This window comes from Streptomyces sp. Je 1-79 (assembly GCF_025195125.1).
Taxonomy (GTDB): domain Bacteria; phylum Actinomycetota; class Actinomycetes; order Streptomycetales; family Streptomycetaceae; genus Streptomyces.
In genome coordinates this window covers 37,448-60,874 of the sequence record NZ_JAMGSL010000002.1, presented here as the reverse complement: position 1 = coordinate 60,874, position 23,427 = coordinate 37,448, and the positions used below count along the sequence as shown (strand labels likewise).

At 73.1% G+C, this 23,427-nt stretch carries 20 protein-coding genes; 12 read left to right on the top strand and 8 right to left on the bottom strand.

The genetic code is table 11. The features are described from left to right. Positions 1-45 precede the first annotated feature (45 nt). From M5362_RS03260 to M5362_RS03245, 4 genes are all read left to right on the top strand, one after another. Positions 46-1,452: a nucleobase:cation symporter-2 family protein gene (locus M5362_RS03260; RefSeq protein WP_260225756.1), complete on the top strand. Its 1,407-nt coding sequence runs from the start codon at positions 46-48 to the stop codon at positions 1,450-1,452. A gap of 48 nt (positions 1,453-1,500) precedes the next feature. Then, positions 1,501-2,889, top strand: coding sequence for an 8-oxoguanine deaminase (locus tag M5362_RS03255; protein ID WP_260225755.1), 1,389 nt, complete (start codon positions 1,501-1,503; stop codon positions 2,887-2,889). A 425-nt stretch (positions 2,890-3,314) separates the two neighbouring features. Next, positions 3,315-4,664 carry a nucleobase:cation symporter-2 family protein gene (locus tag M5362_RS03250; protein WP_260225754.1) on the top strand — a complete coding sequence of 450 codons (1,350 nt, stop codon included), beginning with the start codon at positions 3,315-3,317 and terminating at the stop codon, positions 4,662-4,664. A 423-nt stretch (positions 4,665-5,087) separates the two neighbouring features. After that, entirely contained in the window at positions 5,088-5,726 is a 639-nt protein-coding gene (locus tag M5362_RS03245; protein ID WP_260225753.1) for an aspartate/glutamate racemase family protein, read from the top strand. On the opposite strand, the gene M5362_RS03240 is transcribed toward M5362_RS03245, so the two are convergent. Beyond that, a complete protein-coding gene (locus M5362_RS03240; protein ID WP_260225752.1) occupies positions 5,723-6,310 on the bottom strand; it encodes a TIGR03086 family metal-binding protein in 588 nt (195 codons plus the stop codon). The genes M5362_RS03245 and M5362_RS03240 overlap by 4 nt on opposite strands. A 30-nt stretch (positions 6,311-6,340) precedes the next feature. After that, positions 6,341-6,919, bottom strand: a complete 579-nt coding sequence (locus M5362_RS03235; protein WP_260225751.1) for a hypothetical protein — start codon at positions 6,917-6,919, stop codon at positions 6,341-6,343. Between the two features lie 132 nt (positions 6,920-7,051). Between M5362_RS03235 and M5362_RS03230 the strand changes: the two genes are divergently transcribed. Together M5362_RS03230 and M5362_RS03225 are read left to right on the top strand one after the other, a co-directional pair. Further along, positions 7,052-8,002, top strand: a complete 951-nt coding sequence (locus M5362_RS03230; RefSeq protein ID WP_260225750.1) for a fibronectin type III domain-containing protein — start codon at positions 7,052-7,054, stop codon at positions 8,000-8,002. Positions 8,003-8,056: 54 nt separating this feature from the next. Further along, a complete protein-coding gene (locus M5362_RS03225) occupies positions 8,057-9,919 on the top strand; it encodes a hypothetical protein (RefSeq protein WP_260225749.1) in 1,863 nt (620 codons plus the stop codon). 27 nt (positions 9,920-9,946) lie between these two features. On the opposite strand, the gene M5362_RS03220 is transcribed toward M5362_RS03225, so the two are convergent. The 3 genes from M5362_RS03220 to M5362_RS03210 form a co-directional block, all read right to left on the bottom strand. Then, positions 9,947-11,101 (bottom strand): GDSL-type esterase/lipase family protein, encoded by a 1,155-nt coding sequence (locus M5362_RS03220; RefSeq protein WP_260225748.1) that lies wholly within the window; start codon positions 11,099-11,101, stop codon positions 9,947-9,949. A gap of 269 nt (positions 11,102-11,370) precedes the next feature. Further along, positions 11,371-13,002 (bottom strand): malate synthase A, encoded by a 1,632-nt coding sequence (gene aceB, locus M5362_RS03215; RefSeq protein ID WP_260225747.1) that lies wholly within the window; start codon positions 13,000-13,002, stop codon positions 11,371-11,373. 225 nt (positions 13,003-13,227) lie between these two features. Then, entirely contained in the window at positions 13,228-13,842 is a 615-nt protein-coding gene (locus M5362_RS03210) for an NTP transferase domain-containing protein (RefSeq protein ID WP_260225746.1), read from the bottom strand. 188 nt (positions 13,843-14,030) lie between these two features. On the opposite strand from M5362_RS03210, the gene M5362_RS03205 reads away from it, so the two are divergent. Together M5362_RS03205 and M5362_RS03200 are read left to right on the top strand one after the other, a co-directional pair. Further along, positions 14,031-14,354, top strand: a complete 324-nt coding sequence (locus M5362_RS03205; protein ID WP_260225745.1) for a DUF5955 family protein — start codon at positions 14,031-14,033, stop codon at positions 14,352-14,354. A gap of 80 nt (positions 14,355-14,434) precedes the next feature. Then, positions 14,435-15,799, top strand: a complete 1,365-nt coding sequence (locus M5362_RS03200; protein WP_260225744.1) for a pyridoxal-dependent decarboxylase — start codon at positions 14,435-14,437, stop codon at positions 15,797-15,799. Between the two features lie 41 nt (positions 15,800-15,840). Here the strand turns inward: M5362_RS03200 and M5362_RS03195 are convergent, their stop codons facing one another. Together M5362_RS03195 and M5362_RS03190 are read right to left on the bottom strand one after the other, a co-directional pair. Then, a complete protein-coding gene (locus tag M5362_RS03195) occupies positions 15,841-16,473 on the bottom strand; it encodes a response regulator transcription factor (protein WP_260225743.1) in 633 nt (210 codons plus the stop codon). Continuing rightward, positions 16,470-17,642 carry a sensor histidine kinase gene (locus tag M5362_RS03190; protein ID WP_260225742.1) on the bottom strand — a complete coding sequence of 391 codons (1,173 nt, stop codon included), beginning with the start codon at positions 17,640-17,642 and terminating at the stop codon, positions 16,470-16,472. The genes M5362_RS03195 and M5362_RS03190 overlap by 4 nt, the downstream gene beginning before the upstream one ends. Positions 17,643-17,753: 111 nt before the next feature. On the opposite strand from M5362_RS03190, the gene M5362_RS03185 reads away from it, so the two are divergent. After that, complete coding sequence (locus tag M5362_RS03185; RefSeq protein ID WP_260225741.1) at positions 17,754-18,839, top strand: ABC transporter permease; 1,086 nt, start codon at positions 17,754-17,756, stop codon at positions 18,837-18,839. Beyond that, positions 18,836-19,519: an ABC transporter ATP-binding protein gene (locus M5362_RS03180; RefSeq protein WP_260225740.1), complete on the top strand. Its 684-nt coding sequence runs from the start codon at positions 18,836-18,838 to the stop codon at positions 19,517-19,519. The genes M5362_RS03185 and M5362_RS03180 overlap by 4 nt, the downstream gene beginning before the upstream one ends. A 95-nt stretch (positions 19,520-19,614) precedes the next feature. Here the strand turns inward: M5362_RS03180 and M5362_RS03175 are convergent, their stop codons facing one another. Further along, complete coding sequence (locus tag M5362_RS03175; RefSeq protein ID WP_260225739.1) at positions 19,615-20,424, bottom strand: IclR family transcriptional regulator; 810 nt, start codon at positions 20,422-20,424, stop codon at positions 19,615-19,617. A 327-nt stretch (positions 20,425-20,751) separates the two neighbouring features. On the opposite strand from M5362_RS03175, the gene allB reads away from it, so the two are divergent. Further along, positions 20,752-22,086 carry an allantoinase AllB gene (allB, locus tag M5362_RS03170; RefSeq protein ID WP_260225738.1) on the top strand — a complete coding sequence of 445 codons (1,335 nt, stop codon included), beginning with the start codon at positions 20,752-20,754 and terminating at the stop codon, positions 22,084-22,086. A 3-nt stretch (positions 22,087-22,089) separates the two neighbouring features. After that, a complete protein-coding gene (gene alc, locus M5362_RS03165; RefSeq protein WP_260225737.1) occupies positions 22,090-23,205 on the top strand; it encodes an allantoicase in 1,116 nt (371 codons plus the stop codon). Positions 23,206-23,427 lie beyond the last annotated feature (222 nt).

Sequence of the window (23,427 nt, the reverse complement as noted above, 5' to 3'; positions counted from 1 at the left end):
CGCCCGCAGTCGGGCGGGGGCCGCCACCACCGGAGGGACGTACCCATGGCACAGCCCGCAACGGGGCCGGCACCTGCCGAAGGCCCTTGTTCCACCCCGCCGGCCACCTCGACCGAGGTCCACCCGGTGGACGAGAAGCTCCCCGCCTCGCGGCTCGTTCCCGCCGCGCTCCAGCACATCGCCGCGATGTACGCGGGCGTCGTCACCCCTCCGCTGATCATCGGCCAGGCGGTCGGCCTGGACGCCGCCGGAATGACCCGGCTGATCGCCGCCGGCCTGCTCATCGCCGGCTGCGCCACCATCCTCCAGACCCTCGGGGCCGGCCGCTTCGCCGGAAACCGGCTCCCGTTCGTCAACGCGGCCTCGTCCGCAGGCATCGCCCCGATGCTCGCGATCGCCGAGACCAGCACCCCCGGCCACCAACTCCCCGCCATCTACGGCGCGGTGATGGTCGCCGGAGTCTTCTGCCTCGCCGTCGGCCCCTTCTTCGGCCGGCTGCTCCGCTTCTTCCCGCCGCTCGTCACCGGCGTCGTGATCACCCTGATCGGCGTCACCCTGATGCCCGTGCCAGTGAGCTGGGCCCAGGGCGGGAACAGCGAGGCCGCCGACTTCGGCGCGATGAAGTACCTCGCGCTCGCCGGCTTCACGCTCGTCGTCGTCCTGCTCTTCCAGCGCTTCGGCAAGGGCTTCGTCAAGCAGATCGCCCTGCTGCTCGGCCTGTTCATCGGAACGCTCGCCGCGATCCCGTTCGGGATGGCCGACTTCACCGCACTGCGCGAGGCGCCCGTCGCCGCACTCCCCGGCCCGTTCTCCTTCGGCGCACCGGAGTTCCAGCCCGCCGCGATCCTCTCGCTCTGCATCGTGATGCTGGTCCTCATGACCGAGTCGAGCGCCGGCATGCTGGCCCTCGGCGAGATCTGCGACCGCAGGAGCGACGGGAAGACCATCACCCGGGGCCTGCGGACCGACGGGATCGCCACCCTGCTCGGCCCGGTCTTCGGCGGATTCCCCACCTCGGCCTTCGCCCAGAACGTCGGAGTGGTCTCGCTGACCCGGGTCCGCTCCCGCTACGTCGTCGCCGTCGCCGGCGGCGCCCTGCTGGTCCTCGGCGCCTTCCCGGTCCTCGGAGCGGTCGTGTCGATGGTCCCGATGCCGGTCCTCGGGGGTGCCGGTATCGTCCTCTTCGGCTCGATCGCCGTCTCCGGAATCCGTACCCTCTCGGAAGCCGGACTCGACGACAGCTCCAACATCATCCTGGTGGCCGTCGCGCTCGGAGCGGGCATCATCCCGCTCGCCGCGCCCACCTTCTACGCCGACTTCCCGGCCTGGGCACAGACCGTGCTCGGCTCCGGCATCAGCGCCGGAGCGCTCGTCGCGGTCACGCTCAATCTGTTCTTCCACCATCTCGGCACCCGGAGCGGTCACGCGGCTCCGGCACTCAAATCCTCCTAGGGTCCTGCCGTGCCCACACCACCCCCGAGGAATGAAGGAAGCACCGCCATGGCAGCACCTTCGACTGTCGAGCGCATCGTCATCGAGAACTGTGCGATCGCGACCGTAGACGCCCACGACACCGAGTACGCCTCCGGCCACCTCGTCGTCGCGGGCAACAAGATCGAGTCCATCGGCGCCGGCAAGGCACCCGAGGGCCTGGAGAACGTGGTCCGCCGGATCGACGCCACCGGTCATCTGGTGACGCCCGGTCTGATCAACACCCACCACCACTTCTACCAGTGGATCACCCGGGGCCTCGCCACCGACCACAACCTCTTCAACTGGCTGGTCGCGCTCTACCCGACCTGGGCCCGCATCGACGAGGCCATGGTCCGCGTCGCCGCCCAGGGTTCGCTGGCCATGATGGCCCGCGGTGGTGTGACCACCGCGATGGACCACCACTACGTCTACCCGAAGGGCTCCGGCGACCTGTCCGGCGCCATCATCGGTGCCGCCCAGGACATGGGCGTCCGCTTCACCCTCGCCCGCGGCTCGATGGACCGCAGCGAGAAGGACGGCGGTCTGCCGCCGGACTTCGCCGTCGAGACCACCGAGGGCGCCCTCGCGGCGACCGAGGAGACGGTGAAGAAGTACCACGACGCCTCCTTCGACGCGATGACCCAGGTCGCCGTCGCCCCCTGCTCCCCCTTCTCCATCTCCACCGAACTGCTCCGCGAGGGCGCCGCGCTCGGCCGCCGCCTCGGCGTGCGCATGCACACCCACGGCTCGGAGACCGTGGAGGAGGAGAAGTTCTGCCACGAGCTCTTCGGCATGGGCCCGACGGACTACTTCGAGTCCACCGGCTTCCTCGGCGAGGACGTGTGGATGGCCCACTGCGTCCACATGAACGACTCCGACATCGAGGCCTTCGCCCGTACGAAGACCGGTGTCGCCCACTGCCCGTCCTCCAACGCGCGTCTGGCCGCCGGCATCGCCCGCGTACCGGACATGCTCAAGGCGGGCGTCCCCGTCGGCCTCGGTGTCGACGGCACCGCCTCCAACGAGTCGGGCGAACTCCACACCGAGCTGCGCAACGCGCTCCTCATCAACCGCCTCGGCGTCCACCGCGAGGCCGCGCTCAACGCCCGCCAGGCCCTGCGCCTCGGCACGTTCGGCGGCGCCCAGGTCCTCGGCCGCGCCGACTCGATCGGCTCGCTCGAAGCCGGCAAGCTCGCCGACTTCGTGCTGTGGAAGATCGACGGCCTCGGCCACTCGTCGATCGCCGACCCGGTCACCGCGATCGTCTTCGGCGCGGCGGCCCCGGTGACGGCCTCGTTCGTCAACGGCAAGCAGATCGTCGAGAACAACCGCCTGCTCTTCGCCGACGAGGACGCGATCGCCCGCGACGCGCGCGCGGAGGCGCAGCGCCTGGCCCGGATCACGGCCCAGGGCTGACCTCCCCAAGGAGTCCGACCGAGGGGGACGGCCCTCGGTCGGTCGCCGCGGACCCGAGCGGGGTCCGTGGCCGGCCGGACGGGGGGTGCCCGTACGTAAAGAGGTACGGCACCCTCCGGACGGTCGACGTGTCCCCCTCCCGGGCACCCAACACGAGCGGTTCCCCCAGTACCGCGCGACCTGCCGAACTCCGTCGAAGCCCCTGCGACACCCGCCCCTTCCTCATGAGCCGCACACCGTGAGGCGCACGACCTGCCCTGCTTTGCACCACCTCCAAGACACCCACGTCACCGCCGACGTGTTACCCGACCGGAGGAACCGCCGTGGCCACCACGCCCAGGTTTCGCAATGATGCACAGGATGAAAGCGCCGCCGACTCGGAGGACCGGAAGCATCCGGTCGACGAGACTCTGCCGCCTCTGAAGATGATGACCAGCGGTCTGCAGCACGTGGCCGCCATGTACGCGGGTGTGGTCGCCCCGCCCCTGATCGTCGGCGCGGCCGTCGGTCTCTCCGGCACCGAACTGACCTTCCTCACCGGAGCCAGCCTCTTCACCGCGGGGCTCGCCACCTTCCTCCAGACGCTCGGCGTCTGGAAGATCGGCGCCCGGCTGCCGTTCGTCAACGGAGTCACCTTCGCCGGCGTCGCCCCGATGCTCGCGATCGTCGACACCACGGACGACAAGGCCGACGCACTCCCGATCATCTTCGGCGCGATCATCGTCGCCGGAGTGCTCGGCTTCATAGCCGCCCCGTACTTCTCCAAGCTCGTCCGCTTCTTCCCGCCGGTCGTCACCGGCACCGTGATCACCCTCATCGGTGTCTCGCTGCTGCCGGTCGCCTTCGGCTGGGCCCAAGGCCCCAACCCGGCGGCGAAGGACTACGGTTCGACGACCTATCTCACCCTCGCGGCGATCACGCTGGTGGTCGTCCTGCTCCTGCGGCGCTTCACCCGGGGCTTCCTGAAGCAGATCGCGGTCCTGGTCGGTCTCGTCCTCGGCACGCTCATCGCGATCCCGTTCGGGGTCACGGACTTCAGCCCGGTGGCCGAGGCGTCCGTGATCGGCTTCCCCTCGCCGTTCCACTTCGGCGCCCCGCAGTTCGCACTCGCCGCGATCATCTCCATGTGCGTGGTCATGCTCGTCTCGATGACCGAGTCGACCGCCGACATGCTCGCGCTCGGCGAGATCGTCGACCGGCCCGCCGACGAGAAGACCATCGCGGCCGGACTGCGCGCCGACACCCTGGGCTCGGCCATCAGCCCGTTCTTCAACGGCTTCATGTGCAGCGCCTTCGCCCAGAACATCGGGCTCGTCGCCATGACGAGGATCCGCAGCCGGTTCGTGGTCGCCTGCGGCGGCGGCTTCCTGGTCCTGATGGGCCTCTCGCCCGTCGCCGCCTCGCTCATCTCGGTCGTCCCGCGGCCGGTGCTCGGCGGCGCGGGTGTGGTCCTCTTCGGCTCGGTCGCGGCGAGCGGCATCCAGACCCTGGTCAAGGCCGGCCTGGAGAAGGACAACAACGTGCTGATCGTGGCGGTCTCGCTGGCCGTCGGCATCATCCCGATCACGGCGCCGGAGTTCTACCACGCCTTCCCGGAGACGGCGAAGATCATCCTGGACTCCGGCATCTCGACCGGCTGTGTCGCGGCGGTCCTGCTGAACCTGGTCTTCAACCACCTGGGCAAGCGCGGCGACGAGGATACGGTCACCGCGCCCATGGAGCCGGGCGAGGAGATCTCCGAGGCCCACACGGCGAAGGCGGCGCACGTCCACTGAGCGTGCCCCCGCCGCCCGTCGATCCGGTCCCCGCGTCTGACGCGGGGACCGGCGTCGTGCGTACGGGGACGGGCACGGCCCGCTCCGGCGTACGGGGGACGGCACGGCTCGCTCCGGCCACTCCCCGGAGGCGTGGCCACGGCGCACCCCGGCGCGGTCCGGGCGGGGGCGCGGCGGGGCGGACGCGGCGGGCGGCTTGGCGGGGGCGCGGCGGGCGGCGGGCGGCGGGCGGCGTGAGGGGCGCTGGAGTGCCGGGCGATGGCACGGCGGGCGGCGGTGTGATGGACGCTGGAGTGATGGGCACGTGGAGTGACAGGTGGCGGCGTGGCGGGCGCTGACGCCGCGGGGAGCGGCGGGACGCGCGCCGGCGCGACGTCGCCCCGCGGCCGGGGGCGGCCGCGTCGGCGTGGGGCTCCGGCGGTCGTGCTCGTCAACCCCAACACGTCGTCGGCCACGACCACGATGATGACCGGGATCGCCCGCCGGACGCTGGGGCCTTCTGCCCGGGTCCGCGGGGTGACCGTGGCGCGCGGTCCGCGGATGCTCACGGACCCGGCGGCGCTCCGGGCCGCGGCGCCCGAGGTCGTCGCCGCCGGCCGACGGGCCCTCGTCTCCGGCGACTGCGCGGCGCTGCTGGTGGCCGCGTTCGGCGACCCGGGCGTGGCGGAGCTGCGCGCCCTCGCCCCGGTCCCCGTCGTGGGCATCGGGGAGGCCGCCCTCCTGGAGGCGTCCGCCGGGGGCACCCGCTTCGGCATCGCGACGACGACCCCGCGTCTGGCGGGCCCCATCGCCGACGCCGTGGCGGCACTCGGCGTCCGCGACCGCTTCACCGGCCTCCGCCTCACCGAGGGAGACCCCCACGCCCTGTCCGCCGACCCGGAGGCGCTCGTCGAGAGCCTGGCCCGCGCGGTCCAGGAGTGCGTCGTACGGGACGGCGCGCGGGCCGTCGTCATCGGCGGCGGCCCACTCGGCGAGGCGGCGGAGGCCCTGCGCCCCCGCTTCACGGTCCCGGTGATCGCCCCGATCCGGGCGGCCTGCCGCAGCCTCGCGACACTGCTCTAGGCCCGCCAGTCCGGGTGGCGGCCGGACAACCCGATCACCTGGGCGAGGAGGGGTGCGTCGGCGGGGACGGGGACGATCGGGCCGAAGAAGCCGTCCTCGGCCGGGGCGTCCTCCGCCGGGGTCAACAGGGCCTTGGACACGGCCAGCTCCTCCTCGCTCACCTCGTACGGCTGCGCCGTCGCCCGCGCCAGGTCCCAGCCGTGGATCACCAGCTCGTTCAACGCGACCCGGCCCATGACGGCCGCCGGCATCTCGACGCCGCCCGCCCGGGTGTCGCCGTCCCAGGCGCCCGGCTCGCGCCAGGCCGCCGCCAGCTCGTCCAGGGCCTTCGGCAGGGCCGTACGCCAGTCGTCCGCCAGGACCGGGCGGACCGAGCCGGGCGGTGTGCCCGTCGTCGCCCCGAACTCCTTCCGGGCCGCGTCGCGGAAGGCCACGCTCAGCCCGACGAGATGGGCGAGCACCTCCCGTACCGCGTACTCCGGACACGGCGTCGGGTCCCCGAGCCGCTCGTCCCCGACGCCCTCGGCGAGCCGTGCCACCCGCGCCGCGGCCGTTCCCAGATCGATGTGCTCCGTCTTCTCCATGCAGAGGCAGACCGCCGGGGACGCCGGAACTCATCGCTCGGCGCCGATGCGACGCCGGCACTCCTGCGCCAGCGCGGGATACGCGGCCGCGATCGCCTCGTAGACCCTGCGGCGCAGCAGCCGTTCGGCCTCGGCCCGGCCCGTCGACCCGTACAGGCCGTCGAGCAGGTACTCGTACCGCGACAGCGCGTGCCGCAGATAGCTCACCTCCCACCGCACCAGCGCCCCGGCCGTGCCCCCGCCGGGGCTGCGCGCCCCGAGCAGGTGGCGGTGCCGGACCGCGCGCCGCTCCAGCTCGGCCGCCGAGAGCCGGGGCACCTCGATCGGCTCCGCCCGGATCGCGGCGAGCACCGCCTGCCGGCGCCCCTCGGCCCCCGCCTCCGCGGCGGAGGAGCGCCGCCCCGAGGCGGCCGCGCACCGTGTGAACTCCGGTGTCCGCTCCACCGCCTCCACCCGCGCCACCCGGTACAGCCGCACGGGCGCGATCGACCACCGTCGCGGGTCCCGCCCCTGCACATCCGGCGCTCCCAGCAGGTCGCGCACCATCGCGTCGGTCCAGCCACGCGCCCGCAGCCCCGCCGGCGTCACGTACGTCATACGGTCCGTCATGATTCCCCCCTCGTTCAGTCACGGAGAGTGACGAATCCAGTGAAGCGCACGCCACTGACAACGACCTCTTGCCGGGCGCCACCACCCCGTGGGATACAGGTCTGGACCATTCCGACGGACGGAGGCATTCCTGTGCAACGCCCGCTCGCCGCAAGCGTGTTGACCGTCGCCGCCCTCACCCTCGCCGCCTGTTCCGGCGGACCGGAGAAGGACACCCGCGACCCCACCGCCCCCACCGGAGTCACCGCGTCCGCCGGCAGCGCGAGCACCGTCCACGTCATGTGGAGCGCGGCCGCCGACGACCGCGCGGTCACCGGCTACGAGGTCTACCAGCAGGGCCGCAAGGTCAAGGACCTGCCCGCGACGACCCTCATGACCGACATCGTGAACCTCACGCCCTCGACCCCGTACGCCTTCACCGTCCGCGCCCGCGACGCCGCCGGCAACCGCTCCCCGCACAGCACGACCGTCCCCGCCACCACCCTCGCCGCCACCGCCCAGGACCGCTCCGCGCCCTCCGCCCCCCGGGCCCTGCGCGCCACCCCCGACGGCAGCCACGCGGCCACCCTGACCTGGAGCGCGGCCCGCGACGACACCAAGGTCACCGCGTACGACGTCTACCAGGCCGACGCCCGGATCCACACCGTCCCCGGCACGACCACCACCGCCCGCCTCACCGGCCTGCGCCCCGGCACGGTCTACTCGTTCACGGTCCGCGCCCGCGACGCCGCCGAGAACTCCTCCCCGGACAGCGCCCCCGCCGACCTGACCACCGCAACGGCCCCCGGTGCCGCCCCCAACACGGCCCCCACGGACCTCGAAGCCAAGGCCACGAAGGGCGAGATCACACTGACCTGGACCCCACCGCGCACCGGCGCCCCCGTGACGGAACACCAGCTCTACCTCAACGAGGCCTTCGCCACCACGATCATCTGGGGCACCGACCCGCCGCCCGCCGAGGCCCGCTACACCTTCACGGTCCCCACCACCGCGGGCACCCGCTACAGCGTCAAACTCCGCGCCCGCCTCCCCGACGGCACCTGGGGTGACTTCTCGGCACAACGCACCGTTGTCGTCCCATGACGGCGCCGCCCCAGGCCTCGTCGTCCGGCCCGTGCCGGAACTACCCTGGGAAAGGTGGCAGGGACCGTGCTCACCAACACCGGGCTCGACGCGTTCCTCGACGGAACACCGGAGCTCCGCGACCCTTCGTCCGTACGCGCCGCCGACGCGGTGCTCGCACTGCTGGCCCTGCGCGGGGCCGACCGGCGCAGCGGGCTGCCCGAGCCGAGCGTGGAGCTGGTGCGACGGCTGCTCGTCGAGGACGCGCCGGCCTTCGTGTACGCGACGCCCGAGGAGCTGGCGGCCTATCCCGCCGTGCTCGTCGCGCTCACCGCGCGGGTACGGGAGGCGGGGCGGCTGACCGGGAAGCGGCAGGCGCGGATCGTGGCCGCGGTCGAGGACGTCGTGCCCGACTTCGAACGGGCGATGAACGACCCCGCCAACTACACCTGGCAGCGCTGGTACGCCTCGCTGCTGCGCGCCGACGGGACCGACCCCGGCGATCCCGCCGCCGTACGGGCCTGGCTCGCCGGACACGACGGGCTGCGGCCGCCCGACGGGCTCCACCGGGCGGACCTGATGAACCGCACCGACCTCGCCGACATGATGCTCGCCGAGGCGCTCACCGGCGCGTACGTACGGGAGGCGGAGGCGCCCTCGCCCGCGGGCCCGCTGCTGACCGACGGGGACGTCGCGCACGGAGTGGCCGCGCTCGGGGGCCTGCTGGTCGACCGGTGGACCGCCGAGGGCCTCTCGGGCGCGCTCACGGGGCCGTACGCCCATCTCGCGCCGGGCTCGGACGCCTTCCCGCATCTCGCCCTCGCCGACACCCTCCTCGACGAGCACCTGAACTACTACGGCGACTCCTCCGTCCCGCTGCCGCCCCCGCCCGTCGAGGCCCACGAGCCCAAGCGGTCCGTCGAGGCCGGTGCGGACCTGCTCGCCGCGGCCGTCGAGGAGATGAAGGGCGAGGACGGCGGTCTGTACGACGGCGAGGCCGCGCATCTGCTGTACGCGCTCTACCAGCGGGGCGCCTGCGCCGAGTCGGTCGCACGCCGCGCCGCCGAGTTCGAGGACTGGCCGGTCGACCCCCGGCTGGAGGACGCACCCGTCCTCGTGCCGGCGAGCGCCCCCGAGGAGTACCAGGTGCCGCCCGCCGAGGAGCTGGCCCGGCTCACGGGATCGCCGGTCACGGACGACGACCGGGCCGGCCTGGAATCCTCCGCCCGGGCCATGGCCGCCACCGTCGACCGGCTGACCGGCACCGGCATGGTCTTCCGCACCGGCGACGCCTTCGGCCTCACCCCGTGGGGCGTCGAGGTCCTCCACTACCTGCTGCGGGTGCGCTGGGTCGCGGCGCCGGACGCCAAGGAGGCCGCGGCCTGGGACGCCCCGACCGTGATCGCCGCCGCCGAGGGCTGGTCCGCCTCCGCCGCCACCCGGGTCCTCGCCGAGTGGGTGCACGCCCACGGCGACACAGTGGAGGCCTGGTCCGCGCTGCTCGACGCCCTCGGCACCGTCAACGCCGGCACCTTCGAGGCCGCCTACACCCGCGCCCTGTTCGGTTTCCTCGACCCCGAAGCCGTCCCCGCCGAGGCGCTGCGCGGCGCGCTCGACGACCCGGTGATGGGCGCGTACGCCTGCGGTGTCCTGCACGCCCGGGGCGAGCCGGCGGACGAGACCCGTGTGCCGCTGTCCGCCCGCGCCGTGCTGATCATGGACCGGCTCTACCGCCGCGCGGCCGACGGGCGGGCCGTCCTCGACGCCGCCGGCGAGGGCTGGCCGGGCGGAGTGGACGCCCTGGTCAAGGAGATGGCGGCCGCCGACCCGTACCGCGCGGAGCGGACGCTCGGCGCGTTCGGCATCGCGCTTCCGGCCCTGAAGGGGACGAGCACGCGGGCGCGGCGTCGCGGTCGGCGCGGACGCCGCGCCCGCTGATCCCCGTGGGGGGTCTGGTGCGACCGGTCAGGAGACGGCCGTCAGATACATCCCGGAGGCTCCGGTCCCGGCGGTGTTGCGGCAGGAGAAGTTGCCGCTCGGCCGCGCGTGGATCAGCGCGAGACAGCGGCCGAGCGCCGCTTGGCCGTAGTGGTTGGGGTGGACGTTCTCCTGGACCGGCCCCTGGGTCTCGTTCGGGTCGATCCAGCGCGCCCACTCGCTCGTCGCGGCCGAGGCCGGCACCGTCGCGCTGACCAGTTTGCTGGTCTTCGCACACACCTCACGGCCCTGGAGCATGTCGCGCAGATCCATGAACTGGACGCCCTTGCTCGCCGCGACCCCCTTGAGCCGGTTCGAGACCTGGGGGACCAGTGTGTCCCGCGCCCAGTCGGAGTCCAGGTTCCAGAAGGGGCAGCCGCCCGTGTTCGTCCGGGTCCAGCCGCTCTCCGCGTACCGGTTCTCGGACGCGCGCGGGATGGGGGAGGGGTACGACTGGAGGACGATCCGGTAGTCGGAGGCGGCGTATCCGGCGCCCGACATCACCGCCCGGATCTCGTCGACGGACCTGCCGACGTTCGCCATCGCGGTGTCGATCTTCGCGTCGACCTCGTCCTGCTGGTCGTCGTGGCAGTACGAGTACCAGACGATGTAGTCGGTCGCGCAGCTCCTGATGATGTCGGCGAAGCCCAGGTCGTTGCCGCCGATCGACAGCACGATCACCTCGACGTCGTGCGAGGCCGCGACCGCCGCCAGCTGGTCGGCCTGCGGCGCCTCGCCCTTGTACGCCACACCGCCCTGCGAGGCACGGAAGACGTTCTTGGTCGTCGCGCCCGAGCAGGCCAGGTTGATCAGGGCCGAGGCGATCCCGCCCGCGCTCCGTACCTCGGCCGAGTCGGAGCGGTGGCAGCCGTTCGCCGCCGTCGCGCCGTACACCCGGGAGGGGTCGTACGCGCTTCCCGTCCAGGCCCGGTCGGTGCCGTTCCGGTTGCCGGCGGTGGTCAGGCTGTTGCCCTGCCAGCGCCCGGCCTCGCCGGAGATGTAGCTGTCGCCCATCGACACGACGGCGGTCGGTCCCGCGCCGGCGGCCGCGCCGGCGGGGGTCACTCCCGCGGCCAGCAGGCCGATCAGCGACAGGGCGGCGGCGAGGGATCTTCGGACGGTGCGGCGGGGGGCTCTGGGCATGGCTGTGTTCTCCTGCGTCGGTGCAGAGGAGTGGGGGACAGCCGCCGGCCGGTGGCATGGCGGAATCTCGCATGCCGTGGCTTGTTACCGCTAGGTAGGGGTCGGTCTCGGTTACGTCACGTGCCCTGTGAAACGCACCGGAGCGAAACACCGTGGAGCGAAACGCTCTTGAGTGGAGCGCGGAACGGCTCCGCCCCCGGTGCTGTGCGTACACCAGGGGCGGAGCCGGTTTCGCGGGGTTACCGCGTGCTGTTCGGCCGCTGTGCGGGTCAGCCGACCAGCTGGTCGTACGCCGGGAGCGTCAGGAAGTCCGCGTAGTCGGCGTCGAGGGAGACGTGGAGCAGGAGGTCGTGCGCCTGCTGCCACTTGCCGGCCGCGAAGGCCTCCTCGCCGATCTCCTCGCGGATCGCGGCCAGCTCCTCCGCCGCGACCTTGCGGGCCAGCTCGGGGGTGGCCTTCACGGTCGTTCCGTCGTGCTCGAACTCGACACCCGCGTTGATCCACTGCCAGATCTGCGAGCGCGAGATCTCCGCCGTGGCCGCGTCCTCCATCAGGTTGAAGATGGCGACCGCGCCGAGACCGCGGAGCCAGGCCTCGATGTAGCGGGTGCCGACCTGGACGGCGTTGCGCAGGCCGTCGTAGGTCGGCCTCGCGTCGAGCGAGTCGATCGCGATCAGGTCGCCGGGCGCCACCGAGACGTCCTCGCGCAGCCGGTCCTTCTGGTTGGGCCGGTCGCCGAGGACGGCGTCGAAGGAGGCCATCGCGATCGGGACCAGGTCCGGGTGGGCGACCCAGGAGCCGTCGAAACCGTCGCCGGCCTCGCGGTCCTTGTCCGCCTTGACCTTCTCGAAGGCGACCTTGTTGACCTCGGCGTCCTTGCGGGACGGGATGAAGGCCGCCATGCCGCCGATGGCGTGCGCGCCGCGCTTGTGGCAGGTGCGGACGAGGAGTTCGGTGTACGCCCGCATGAACGGGGCCGTCATCGTGACCGCGTTGCGGTCCGGGAGGACGAACTTCTGCCCGCCGTCACGGAAGTTCTTGACGATGGAGAAGAGGTAGTCCCAGCGGCCCGCGTTGAGGCCCGCCGCGTGGTCGCGGAGCTCGTAGAGGATCTCCTCCATCTCGTACGCGGCCGTGATCGTCTCGATCAGGACGGTGGCGCGGACGGTGCCCTGCGGGATGCCGACGTACTCCTGGGCGTAGACGAAGATGTCGTTCCAGAGGCGGGCCTCCAGGTGCGACTCCGTCTTCGGGAGGTAGAAGTACGGGCCCTTGCCGAGCTCGATGAGGCGCTTGGCGTTGTGGAAGAAGTACAGGCCGAAGTCGACGAGCGCGCCGGGGACCGGGCGGCCCTCGAAGGTGAGGTGGCGCTCCTCCAGGTGCCAGCCGCGCGGCCGCATCACGACCGTGGCCAGCTCGTCGGCCGGCTTCAGCGCGTACGACTTGCCCGACCTCGGGTCCGTGAAGTCGATCTTCCGGGCGTACGCGTCGATCAGGTTGACCTGGCCGAGGACCACGTTCTCCCACGTCGGGGCCGAGGCGTCCTCGAAGTCCGCGAGCCAGACCCTGGCGCCCGAGTTCAGGGCGTTGATCGTCATCTTGCGGTCGGTCGGGCCGGTGATCTCGACGCGGCGGTCGTTCAGGGCCGCCGGGGCCGGCGCGACGCGCCAGGAGTCGTCCGCCCGGACGGCGGCGGTCTCCGGCAGGAAGTCGAGGGTCGAGGTACGGGCGATCTCGGCGCGGCGCTCCGCCCGGCGGGCAAGGAGCTCGTCCCGGCGCGGCGTGAACCGCCGGTGCAGCTCCGCCACGAAGGCGAGGGCCGCGTCGGTCAGCACCTCCTCCTGCCTCGGCAGGGGCTCGGCTTCGACGACGGCCAGGGGGGACGGCGCTGGTGCGGACATGAACTGTCACTTCCTTCAGCGGGCTTCACGGGCGGTGCCTTGCGGCCGCCGGGCGTCAGGGGTCGGCACGGAGTGCCGCAGGCGCCGAGATACGGCCGCGGAGCGCCGTCAGGGATCAGGCGCTTCTGAACAGTGGATACTAGTTTCCTCATGGTGGAAGTTCAATGGTTTGTTGATGTCGAGATTCTCCGGATCGACAGAACATGGCGCTCAGTGCCACACCCTTCACTCAAGGTGGGCCAGATCCGCCTCCGTGTCGATGTCGTAGGGCTCGGCCACATCCGAACAGTCCACGAGGGTGATCGCATCCCGGTGGACCTTCAGATAGTCACGCGCCCCCTGGTCGCCGACCGCCCCCGCCGCGATCCCCGCCCAGCGGTCCGCGCCGAACAGCACCGGGTGGCCGCGCTTCCCGTCGTACGAAGCCGCCGCCAGCGCGTCGCGCGAGCGGTACGCCGACCGGATCCGCGCCACCGCCTCGGCACCGATCCCCGGCTGGTCGACCAGCGACACCAGCGCCGCGTCCACCGGGAGCGCCTGCGCGGTCAGCGAGGCGAGACCGGCCCGCAGCGACGAGCCCATGCCCTCGGCCCACTCCGGGTTGTCGACCAGGACGCAGCCGGGCAGCTCGGCCCGCTCCCGTACGAGATCGGCAGAGGCGCCGAGGACGACGTGGACCACCTCGCAGCCCCCCTCGCGCAGCACCCGCACCGCGTGCTCGACCAGCGGCCGGCCGCGGTGCGTCAGGAGCGCCTTGGGGCGGCCGCCGAGGCGCTGGCCGCCGCCCGCGGCGAGGAGCAGACCGGCGATCTGCGGGGAGGAATGCGGTGTCTGTGTCATGGGGACTGCATACCCCATGCCGCCCCGCGCACCGGCGCGCACACGGACGCCTGAATTACGTCCACGGAGTGGCGCACCCGGCGCGCGATGGCGTTAACTGGCTCGCGGCTCCGGGCACCTGACCATCGTTCGACGGGTCAGGCCGGTGGGGGGAGTTCGCCGCACAGTGTCGTGCGAGGGGGAGAACTTTGTTGCGAAGCGTTGGGCAGAGGCGTGTGACAACCGGCAGCGGCGAGGACCCGAGGGTGAGGGAGCTGCGTGCTGCCGTCTCCCGGCTCCGTCGCGAACTGGCGGGCCACCCCGTCGAGTTCGCCGACCGGGGGATCGCCGAGGACGAACTCGCCGCGCTGGACGCGATGGCCGTCAGCGGAGTTCCCGAGGTACGGCGCCTTCGCCGCTCCCTGCTCCTGATCGCCGGCTCGATCGGCTCCGTCAGCGCCCTGTCGAACGGCTTGACGAGCGTCCGTCGGGCGGTCGAACTCTTCGGGGAACCGCCGCACGAGCTCCGGTGACGCCGTCCCCGTGACGGGCCGCCGGGGGCCGGGCCGGCCGCGGCTTGCGGGCGGGAGCCGACTGTCCCATAGTCCGAGGTATGGACGCGCGCGAGGCGGCGCTCCGCCAGGCGTACGACCATGCCGTCCGCTGGCTGGCCAGCCTGTCCGACCGCCCGGTCCCCGCCCGCGCATCGGTCGACGAGATCGTGCGCGCGCTCGGCACCGCGCTGCCCGACGGGCCGAGCCCGCCCGCCGACGTCGTCGATCTCCTGGCCACGGCCGGCGAACCGGGGCTCACCGCCTTTCCCAGCGGCCGCTTCTTCGGCTTCGTGATCGGCGGCGGTGAACCGGCCGCCCTGGCCACGGACTGGCTGGTCAGCGCCTGGGACCAGAACAGCGTGATGCGCGCCGCCTCGCCCGCGTACGCGGCGGTCGAGGAGATCGCCGGTGCATGGCTGCTCGATCTGCTCGGCCTGCCGGACGGCAGCTCCGTCGGCTTCACCACGGGCGCCACGATGGCGAACTTCACCTGCCTGGCCGCCGGGCGGGACGCGGTGCTGCGGCGCGTCGGCCGCGATGTCGCCCGCGACGGCCTCGCGGGCGGGCCGGCCGTACGCGTCGTCGCCGGCGCGGACCGCCACATGGCCGTCGACCTGGCCCTGCGCTACCTGGGCCTCGGGCGCCCCGACCTCGTGGAGGCGGACGACCAGGGGCGCATCCGGCCGGAGGCCCTGCGGCACACCCTGGCGGCCGGGCAGGGCCCCGCACTCGTGGTCCTGCAGGCCGGGGACATCCACTCCGGCGCCTTCGACCCCTTCCCCGAGTCGGTACGCGTCGCCCGCGAGGCCGAGGCATGGGTGCACGTCGACGGCGCGTTCGGACTCTGGGCCGCCGCCTCCCCGCGGTACGCCGCCCTGACGGCGGGGTGCGAGCAGGCCGACTCCTGGGCCACCGACGCGCACAAGACCCTGAACGTCCCCTACGACTGCGGCCTGGCGATCGTGCGCGATCCGGCCGCGCTACGGGCCGCGATGGGCCTGCGCGGCGACTACCTCATCCATGACGCGCTCGGCGACCCCGTCGACAAGGTCCCCGAGCTCTCCCGGCGCGGCAGGGCCTTCCCCGTGTGGGCGGCCCTCAGATCCCTGGGCCGGTCGGGCGTGGCCGACCTCGTCGAGCGGCTCTGCCGGCACGCCACCGCGTTCGCCGCCGGAATCGCCCGGATCGACGGCGCCACCGTCCTCAACGACGTGGTGTTCACCCAGGTCTGCGCCGACTTCGGCGACGAAGCGCGCACGGAACGGGTGCTGGCCCGGCTGCTCGACGACGGCACGACGTGGATCAGCGGCTCCACCTGGCACGGCCGACGGGTCATGCGCATCTCGGTCAGCAACTGGTCCACGACCGAGGACGACGTGACCCGCGCGCTCGACGCGATACGACGCGCGGCCGCGGCCGCCTGACGCGCCGGGGGCCGAGTGCGGTCCGCGAACGGGCGGCCCCGTCACCGCCTGATGAGGCGGCGCGCGGTCGCCGCCGCCACCGCCGCCGTACGGGAGTCGACGCCCAGCTTCGCGAAGATGTGCACCAGGTGGGACTTCACGGTCGCCTGGCTCAGGAACAGCGCCTTGCTGATCTGCTGGTTGGACAGCCCCTCTCCCACCAACTGGAGCACCTCCAGCTCGCGCTTGGTCAGCGCCTCCGCCGGTGTCCGCATCCGGTCCATCAGCCGGTGCGCCACCGCCGGGGCAAGCGCCGACTGGCCGGCCGCCGCCGTACGGACCGCCGCCGCCAGCTCCTCCGGCGGGGCGTCCTTCAGCAGATAGCCCGAGGCCCCCGCCTCGACCGCCGCCAGGATGTCCGCGTCGGTGTCGTAGGTGGTCAGGACCAGGACCAGGACCCGCGGCCCGCCGGCCCGCGCGGTGATCGCCGCCGTCGCCTCCGAGCCGTGCATCCCGGACCCGAACTGCAGGTCCATCAGGACCACGTCCACCCCGCCCGCCGCGGCCAGCTCCACGGCCCGCTCGGCCGTCGCCGCCTCGCCGACCACGGCGAAGTCGGACTCCGTGTCCAGGACCGCGCGCAGCCCGGCCCGTACCACCGGATGGTCGTCGGCCAGCAGAAGACGAATCGTCATGTCGACACTCCGGCGGGAAGAGGGAGGGACACGGCGACGGCCGTGCCCTGACCGGGCGCGGACTCCACCGTGAACGTGCCGCCCAGCGACTCCGCCCGCGAGCGCATCGCCGGCAGCCCGAAGCCGCCCTCCGCGGAGGACGAGAGCAGCGCGGGGTCGAAGCCCTTGCCGTCGTCGACCACGTCCAGGGTCACCGAGGCGTCCATGAAGGACAGCGTGATCTCGGCGCGCGCCGCCGACGCGTGCCGCACCGTGTTCGCGAACGCCGACTGCGCGATCCGGAGCAGAGCCACCTCGTACGGCGTCGGCAGTTCCACCGGCGTCCCGCTCACCGTGAACCGGGCGCGCAGGGGCACCTCGGGGTCGGGGCTCGGCTCGCACAGCCGCTCCAGGGCCGCCGCGAGCGAGCCGTGCTCCAGGTCCGGCGGCGACAGCGCCCGGACGAACCGCCGTGCCTCCGCCAGGTTGTCCTGCGCCGCCCGCCGCGCCCCCTCGATGTGTCCGGCGGCCGGCGAACCCTCCGGCAGCGCCCGCTCGGCGGCCCGCAGCAGCAGCTGGATCGACGACAGACCCTGCGCCAGCGTGTCGTGGATCTCCCGCGCCAGGCGCTCGCGCTCCGCCAGCGTCCCCGCGTGCCGCTCGGCCGCCGCCAGCTCGGCCCGGGTCGCGATCAGCTCCTCCACCATCCGGCGGCGCCGCTCGCTCTCCCGGTACAGCGCCTGATAGCCGAGGACCGTCGCCACGGCGACCGCCGCGCCGAGCAGGGGCCCGATGAAGACCCCGGGGTTGAGCGGCGCGCCATGGCGTACGTACGAGAGGACCGCCGCGGCCGCGGTCAGGGCGACGGCAGGCAGCGCCCAGCGCACCGGCAGCAGATGGAGCTGGAGGAAGTAGAGCGGGAACGCCACCCACAGTCCGTCGGGGGTGGCCGCGAGCAGCGCCAGCCAGGACGCGCACAGCGCGGCCAGCCACAGCGCGGCGGCCCGCTGAGAGTCCCGTACGGAGGGCAGGACCGCCCCGGAGAGGTAGACCGCGCCCGTCAGCACCGCGAGCCCGACTCCGGCGCCGGAGCCCGCCCGGACCGCGGCGAGGGCCAGCAGCCCCGCCATCAGCAGGTGCAGACAGACGCGCAGGGCACGCAGGGCGGGGGTGAGGGAACGCGGATCCATGGTCCGTCCAGCGTAGGCGGGGGCAGACAATCCGGACTCAACCGAAAGTTTGATTGCGGAGCCATCCGTGGCGCGATGCCTCGGGGCGGCGGAGCCCGGAAGGCTGGCGCCATGTTCGTGGCATGGAGAGACCTGAGATTCGCCAAGGGGCGATTCACCCTGATGGGCACGGTGATCGTGCTCATCACCCTGCTCGTCGGGCTGCTGTCCGGGCTGACCGCCGGACTCGCCCGCGAGAACGTCTCGGCGATCACCGGACTGCCGGCGGACCGGCTGGCCTTCGCCGCCCCGCCGTCCGGCCAGTCGGTCTCCTTCACCAACTCGACGGTGACGGAGAGCCAGTGGAGGCGGTGGGCGGAGCGGCCCGGCGTCACGCAGGCGCAGCCGCTGGGCATCCGTACGCTCAACGGCGCCGCGGGGGACCGTACGGCCGCCGTCTCCGCGTTCGGTACGGAGCCGTCGGCGGCCCTCGCGCCCGACAGCGGCAAGCTCGGGCCGGGACGGGTCGTCCTCTCCACGTCCGCGGCCGAGGAGCTGGGCGTCGGCGTGGGCGGGGCCGTACGCCTCGGTCCGCTGGAGGCGCGCGTCGCGGCCGTCGCGGGCGACGCCTCGTACAGCCACACGCCCGTCGTCTGGACCTCGCTCGACGACTGGCAGAAGCTCGGCCACAACGGCACGACGCCCGAGGAGCAGGCGACGGTCGTCGCGCTGGAGGTCGCGGACGAGACCGGCCTCGGGGCGGGCGACGCGGCGCTGGGCACCGAGTCGCGGACGATCGACGAGGCGCTCACCGCCATAGGGTCCTACCAGGCCGAGAACGGCTCGCTGCAGATGATGCGCGGCTTCCTCTTCGTGATCTCGGCCCTCGTCATAGGGGCCTTCTTCACCGTCTGGACCATCCAGCGCAGCGGGGACGTGGCCGTGCTGAAGGCACTCGGCGCCTCGACGCCGTACCTGCTGAAGGACGCGCTCGGACAGGCGGTGCTGATGCTGACGGCGGGCACGCTGCTCGGCACCGGTGTCGCGGTCGGCGCCGGGGCGCTGATCAGCGGCGGCGACGTGCCCTTCGTACTCGAACCGCTGACCGTGCTCGGGCCGGCCGCCGTGATGATCGCGCTCGGTGTCCTCGGCGCGGCCCTGTCCATCCGGCGGATCACCGCCGTCGACCCCCTGACCGCGCTCGGGAGCGCCCGATGACCCTGCTGCTCGAAGACGTGACGCTGACCTACCCGGACGGCGAGGGGCGGCTCACCGCGCTCGACGCGGTCTCCCTCCACGTCCCGGCCGGCCACCTCACGGCCGTCGTCGGGCCCTCGGGCTCCGGCAAGTCCAGCCTGCTGGCGGTGGCGGCGACGCTGGTCACCCCGGACCGGGGGCGGGTCGTCGTGGCCGGTACGGAGACGGGGGCGCTGGACCCCGCGGGCCGCGCGGCGCTGCGGCGCGAGCGGATCGGGATCGTCTTCCAGCAGCCGAACCTGCTGCCGTCCCTGACGGTCGTGGAGCAGCTGCAGGTGATGGCGCATCTGTCGGGGAAGAAGCCGAAGGCGGTACGGGAGCGTGCCCTGGCCCTCCTGGACGCGGTGGGCCTCGTGGACCGGGCGGGCCGCCGCCCGCACCAGCTCTCCGGCGGGCAGCGCCAGCGGGTCAACATCGCGAGGGCCCTGATGAACGAGCCGTCGGTCCTGCTCGTCGACGAGCCCACGAGCGCGCTGGACCACGAGCGGGGAGCGGCGGTGGTGGAGCTGCTGGCGTCGCTGACGCGGGAGCGGGGGACGGCGACGGTCCTGGTGACCCACGACCGGGCGCACGTGGCCCGCGTGGACACGACGATCCAGGTCCACGACGGCCGCGTGACGGAACGGGCGCCGTCTTCCTGACAGGCTCGACGCCCCCGTGCGGGGCCTGCTCCGCCTGGGGCGGTGGGTACGGGTGGGCGCCGCCCCCGGCGGGGGCGGGGGCCCACGTGTAAGGGCTACGCGGTGCCGTTGCCCGCCGTGTTCGCGAGGGCCGTCGAGAGTTCCTGCGCGACCTCCTGGAGGATCGGGACGATCTTCTCCGTCGCCGCCTCCGTCACGCGGCCCGCCGGGCCCGAGATCGAGATCGCCGCCGCGGTGGGGGAGTTGGGGACCGACACCGCGAGGCAGCGGACTCCTATCTCCTGCTCGTTGTCGTCGACCGCGTACCCCGCGTCCCGCACCACGGCGAGCGCGTCCAGGAAGCCCTCGGGCGTGGTGATCGTCTTCTCGGTCGCGGCCGGCATTCCCGTACGGGAGAGCAGCGCCCGCACCTCGTCCGCCGGGGTGTAGGCCAGCAGCGCCTTGCCCACGCCCGTGGAGTGCGGCAGCACGCGCCGGCCGACCTCGGTGAACATGCGCATCGAGTGCTTGGACGGCACCTGGGCGACGTACACGATCTCGTCCCCGTCGAGCAGCGCCATGTTCGCGGTCTCGCCCGTCTCCTCGACGAGCCGCGCGAGGTACGGCCGCGCCCAGGTGCCGAGCAGCCGGGAGGCCGACTCGCCGAGGCGGATGAGCCGGGGGCCGAGCGCGTACCGGCGGTTGGGCTGCTGGCGTACGTAGCCGCAGGCCACGAGCGTGCGCATCAGCCGGTGGATGGTGGGCAGCGGCAGCCCGCTGCTGGCGGAGAGCTCGCTCAGCCCGACCTCGCCCCCGGCATCGGCCATCCGCTCCAGGAGGTCGAAGGCACGCTCGAGGGACTGGACGCCACCGCTCGCGGCGGCGGGCTTGGCGGCGTCGGTGGTGCTGGCGCTGGACGTCGGCACGTCAAGGTCCTTTCGGGGCAGGCGGGCAAGGCAGCAGCCTACCGGGCCGTCCGGTCGGACACACGGCCCCGGTCCTGGCGTACAGGCCGGTCAGGGGGGTGTTTGTCCGGTGTCGGCGGGTGCCCGGCGGCGTCCGCCTCCGCCCCGCATGTACGGAGCTACGTTCTACTGTACGAAATTCCGATTCCACTTCATGGAAACATCCAAGTGGGGTGCGGCGCGAGTCGGGGCGACGGGGTCATGCTGGAAGTGTGCCCTTGACGGCATGTCGTCCCGAGTGAAGACTCCTTCAACAGTTCGTTGAAATTCTGCTGGAAAGGGGTACGGGTGGACGTCAACCTGGTACTGCGCTCGACTCGCGTCATCACCCCCGAGGGGACGCGGCCCGCGTCGATCGCCGTCTCCGGCGGGACCATCGCCGCGGTGCTGCCGTACGACGCCGAGGTACCGGCCGGTGCCCGGCTGGAGGACGTCGGCGACGACGTCGTGCTCCCCGGGCTCGTCGACACCCACGTCCATGTGAACGACCCGGGCCGCACCGAGTGGGAGGGCTTCTGGACCGCCACCCGCGCCGCGGCCGCCGGTGGTATCACCACGCTCCTCGACATGCCGCTCAACTCGCTGCCGTCGACCACCACGGTCGACCACCTGCGGATCAAGCAGGACGTCGCCCGCGCCAAGGCGCACATCGACGTCGGTTTCTGGGGCGGCGCGCTCCCCGACAACGTCAAGGACCTCCGCCCGCTGTACGACGCCGGCGTCTACGGCTTCAAGTGCTTCCTGTCGCCGTCCGGGGTGGACGAGTTCCCCGAGCTGGACCAGGAGCAGCTGGCCAACTCCCTGGCGGAGATCGCCGGCTTCGACGGCCTGATGATCGTGCACGCCGAGGACCCGCACCACCTGGCCGCGGCGCCGCAGAAGGCGGGCGGCAAGTACGCCGACTTCCTCGCCTCCCGGCCGCGCGACGCCGAGAACACCGCGATCCAGAACCTGATCGACCAGGCCCGCCGGCTCAACGCGCGCGTGCACGTGCTGCACCTCTCCTCCTCCGACGCGCTGCCGCTGATCCGGGCCGCGAAGGACGAGGGCGTCAAGATCACCGTCGAGTCCTGCCCGCACTTCCTCACGCTCACCGCGGAGGAGGTCCCCGACGGCGCGACCGAGTTCAAGTGCTGCCCGCCGATCCGCGAGGCCGCCAACCAGGACGCGCTCTGGGAAGGGCTCGCGGACGGGACGATCGACTGCATCGTCTCCGACCACTCGCCCTCCACCGCCGACCTCAAGACCCCGGACTTCGCCTCCGCCTGGGGCGGCATCTCCTCCCTCCAGCTCGGCCTGCCGGCCATCTGGACCGAGGCCCGCCGCCGCGGCCACGACCTGACCGACGTCGCCCGCTGGATGTCCGAGGGCCCCGCCCGGCTCGCGGGCCTGGAGCGCAAGGGCGCGATCGAGGCCGGCCGCGACGCCGACTTCGCCGTCCTGGACCCCGAGGCCACGTTCACCGTCGACCCGGCCGACCTGGAGCACCGCAACCGGGTCACCGCCTACGCGGGCCGGACCCTGCACGGCGTCGTGACGTCCACCTGGCTGCGCGGAGAACGCATCGCCGACCGCGGCACCCTGGCCGAGCCCTCCGGCCGCCTCCTCGAAAGGACCAACTGACCCGTGACCGGCATACCCTCCTTCACCGGCGACGCAAGCCCCTTCGGCGGCGGCGACCCGTACGCCGACTACCGCACCGCTGACTTCCCCTTCACGCAGTACGCGGACCTCGCCGACCGCCGCCTCGGCGCCGGTGTGATCGCCGCCAACGACGAGTTCTTCGCCGAGCGCGAGAACATGCTGAAGCCCGGCGCCGCCGAGTTCGACCCCGAGCACTTCGGCCACAAGGGCAAGATCATGGACGGCTGGGAGACCCGCCGCCGCCGTGGCGTCTCGGCCCGGCAGCCGCACCCGACCGAGGACGACCACGACTGGGCGCTCGTACGCCTCGGCGCCCCCGGCGTCGTCCGCGGCATCGTCGTCGACACGGCGCACTTCCGCGGCAACTACCCGCAGGCCGTCTCCGTCGAGGCCACCTCGGTCGCCGGCTCCCCCTCGCCCGAGGAACTCCTCGCGGACGACGTGAAGTGGACGACGCTCGTCCCGCGCACCGCGATCGGCGGCCACGCGGCCAACGGCTTCGCCGTCGACATCGAGCAGCGCTTCACGCACCTGCGCGTCAACCAGCACCCCGACGGCGGCATCGCCCGCCTGCGCGTCCACGGAGAGGTCGCCCCCGACCCGCGCTGGCTCGGTGTCCTCGGCACCTTCGACCTCGCCGCGCTGGAGAACGGCGGCCAGGTCGAGGACGCCTCCGACCGCTTCTACTCCCCGGCGACCAACACCATCCAGCCGGGCCGCTCCCACAAGATGGACGACGGCTGGGAGACCCGCCGCCGCCGCGACAAGGGCAACGACTGGATCCGGTACAGCCTGGCCGCCGAGTCCGAGATCCGCGCGGTCGAGATCGACACCGCGTACCTCAAGGGCAACAGCGCGGGCTGGGCGGCGCTGTCCGTGGCCGCGGAGGGCTCCGAGGACTGGACCGAGGTCCTGCCCCGGACCCGCCTCCAGCCCGATACCAACCACCGCTTCGTGCTGGACACGCCGGCGGTCGGCTCCCGGGTCCGGATCGACATCTACCCCGACGGCGGCATCTCCCGCCTCCGCCTCTTCGGCTCGCTGACCGAGGAGGGCGCGGCGCGCCTGACGGCCCGCCACCAGGAACTGGGCGGGTAACGACACCCCGCCCGGCCCGCGAGGGCGCACCGGCCGACAGCACCGGTGCGCCCTCGCGCTCTTTTTCAGGGCTCGGTTCGCCTCTTTTTCAGGGCTCGGTTCGCCTCCGGGCGCCTGTGCCGGGCTCACAGCCCCGACCGTGCTCGCCCCGCTCGTTCCTCGCGGGCCTGCGCGCGCTCGAGGCTGTTCCCCCGGCGCGCCCTTCGGCTCACTCGCCGGGCT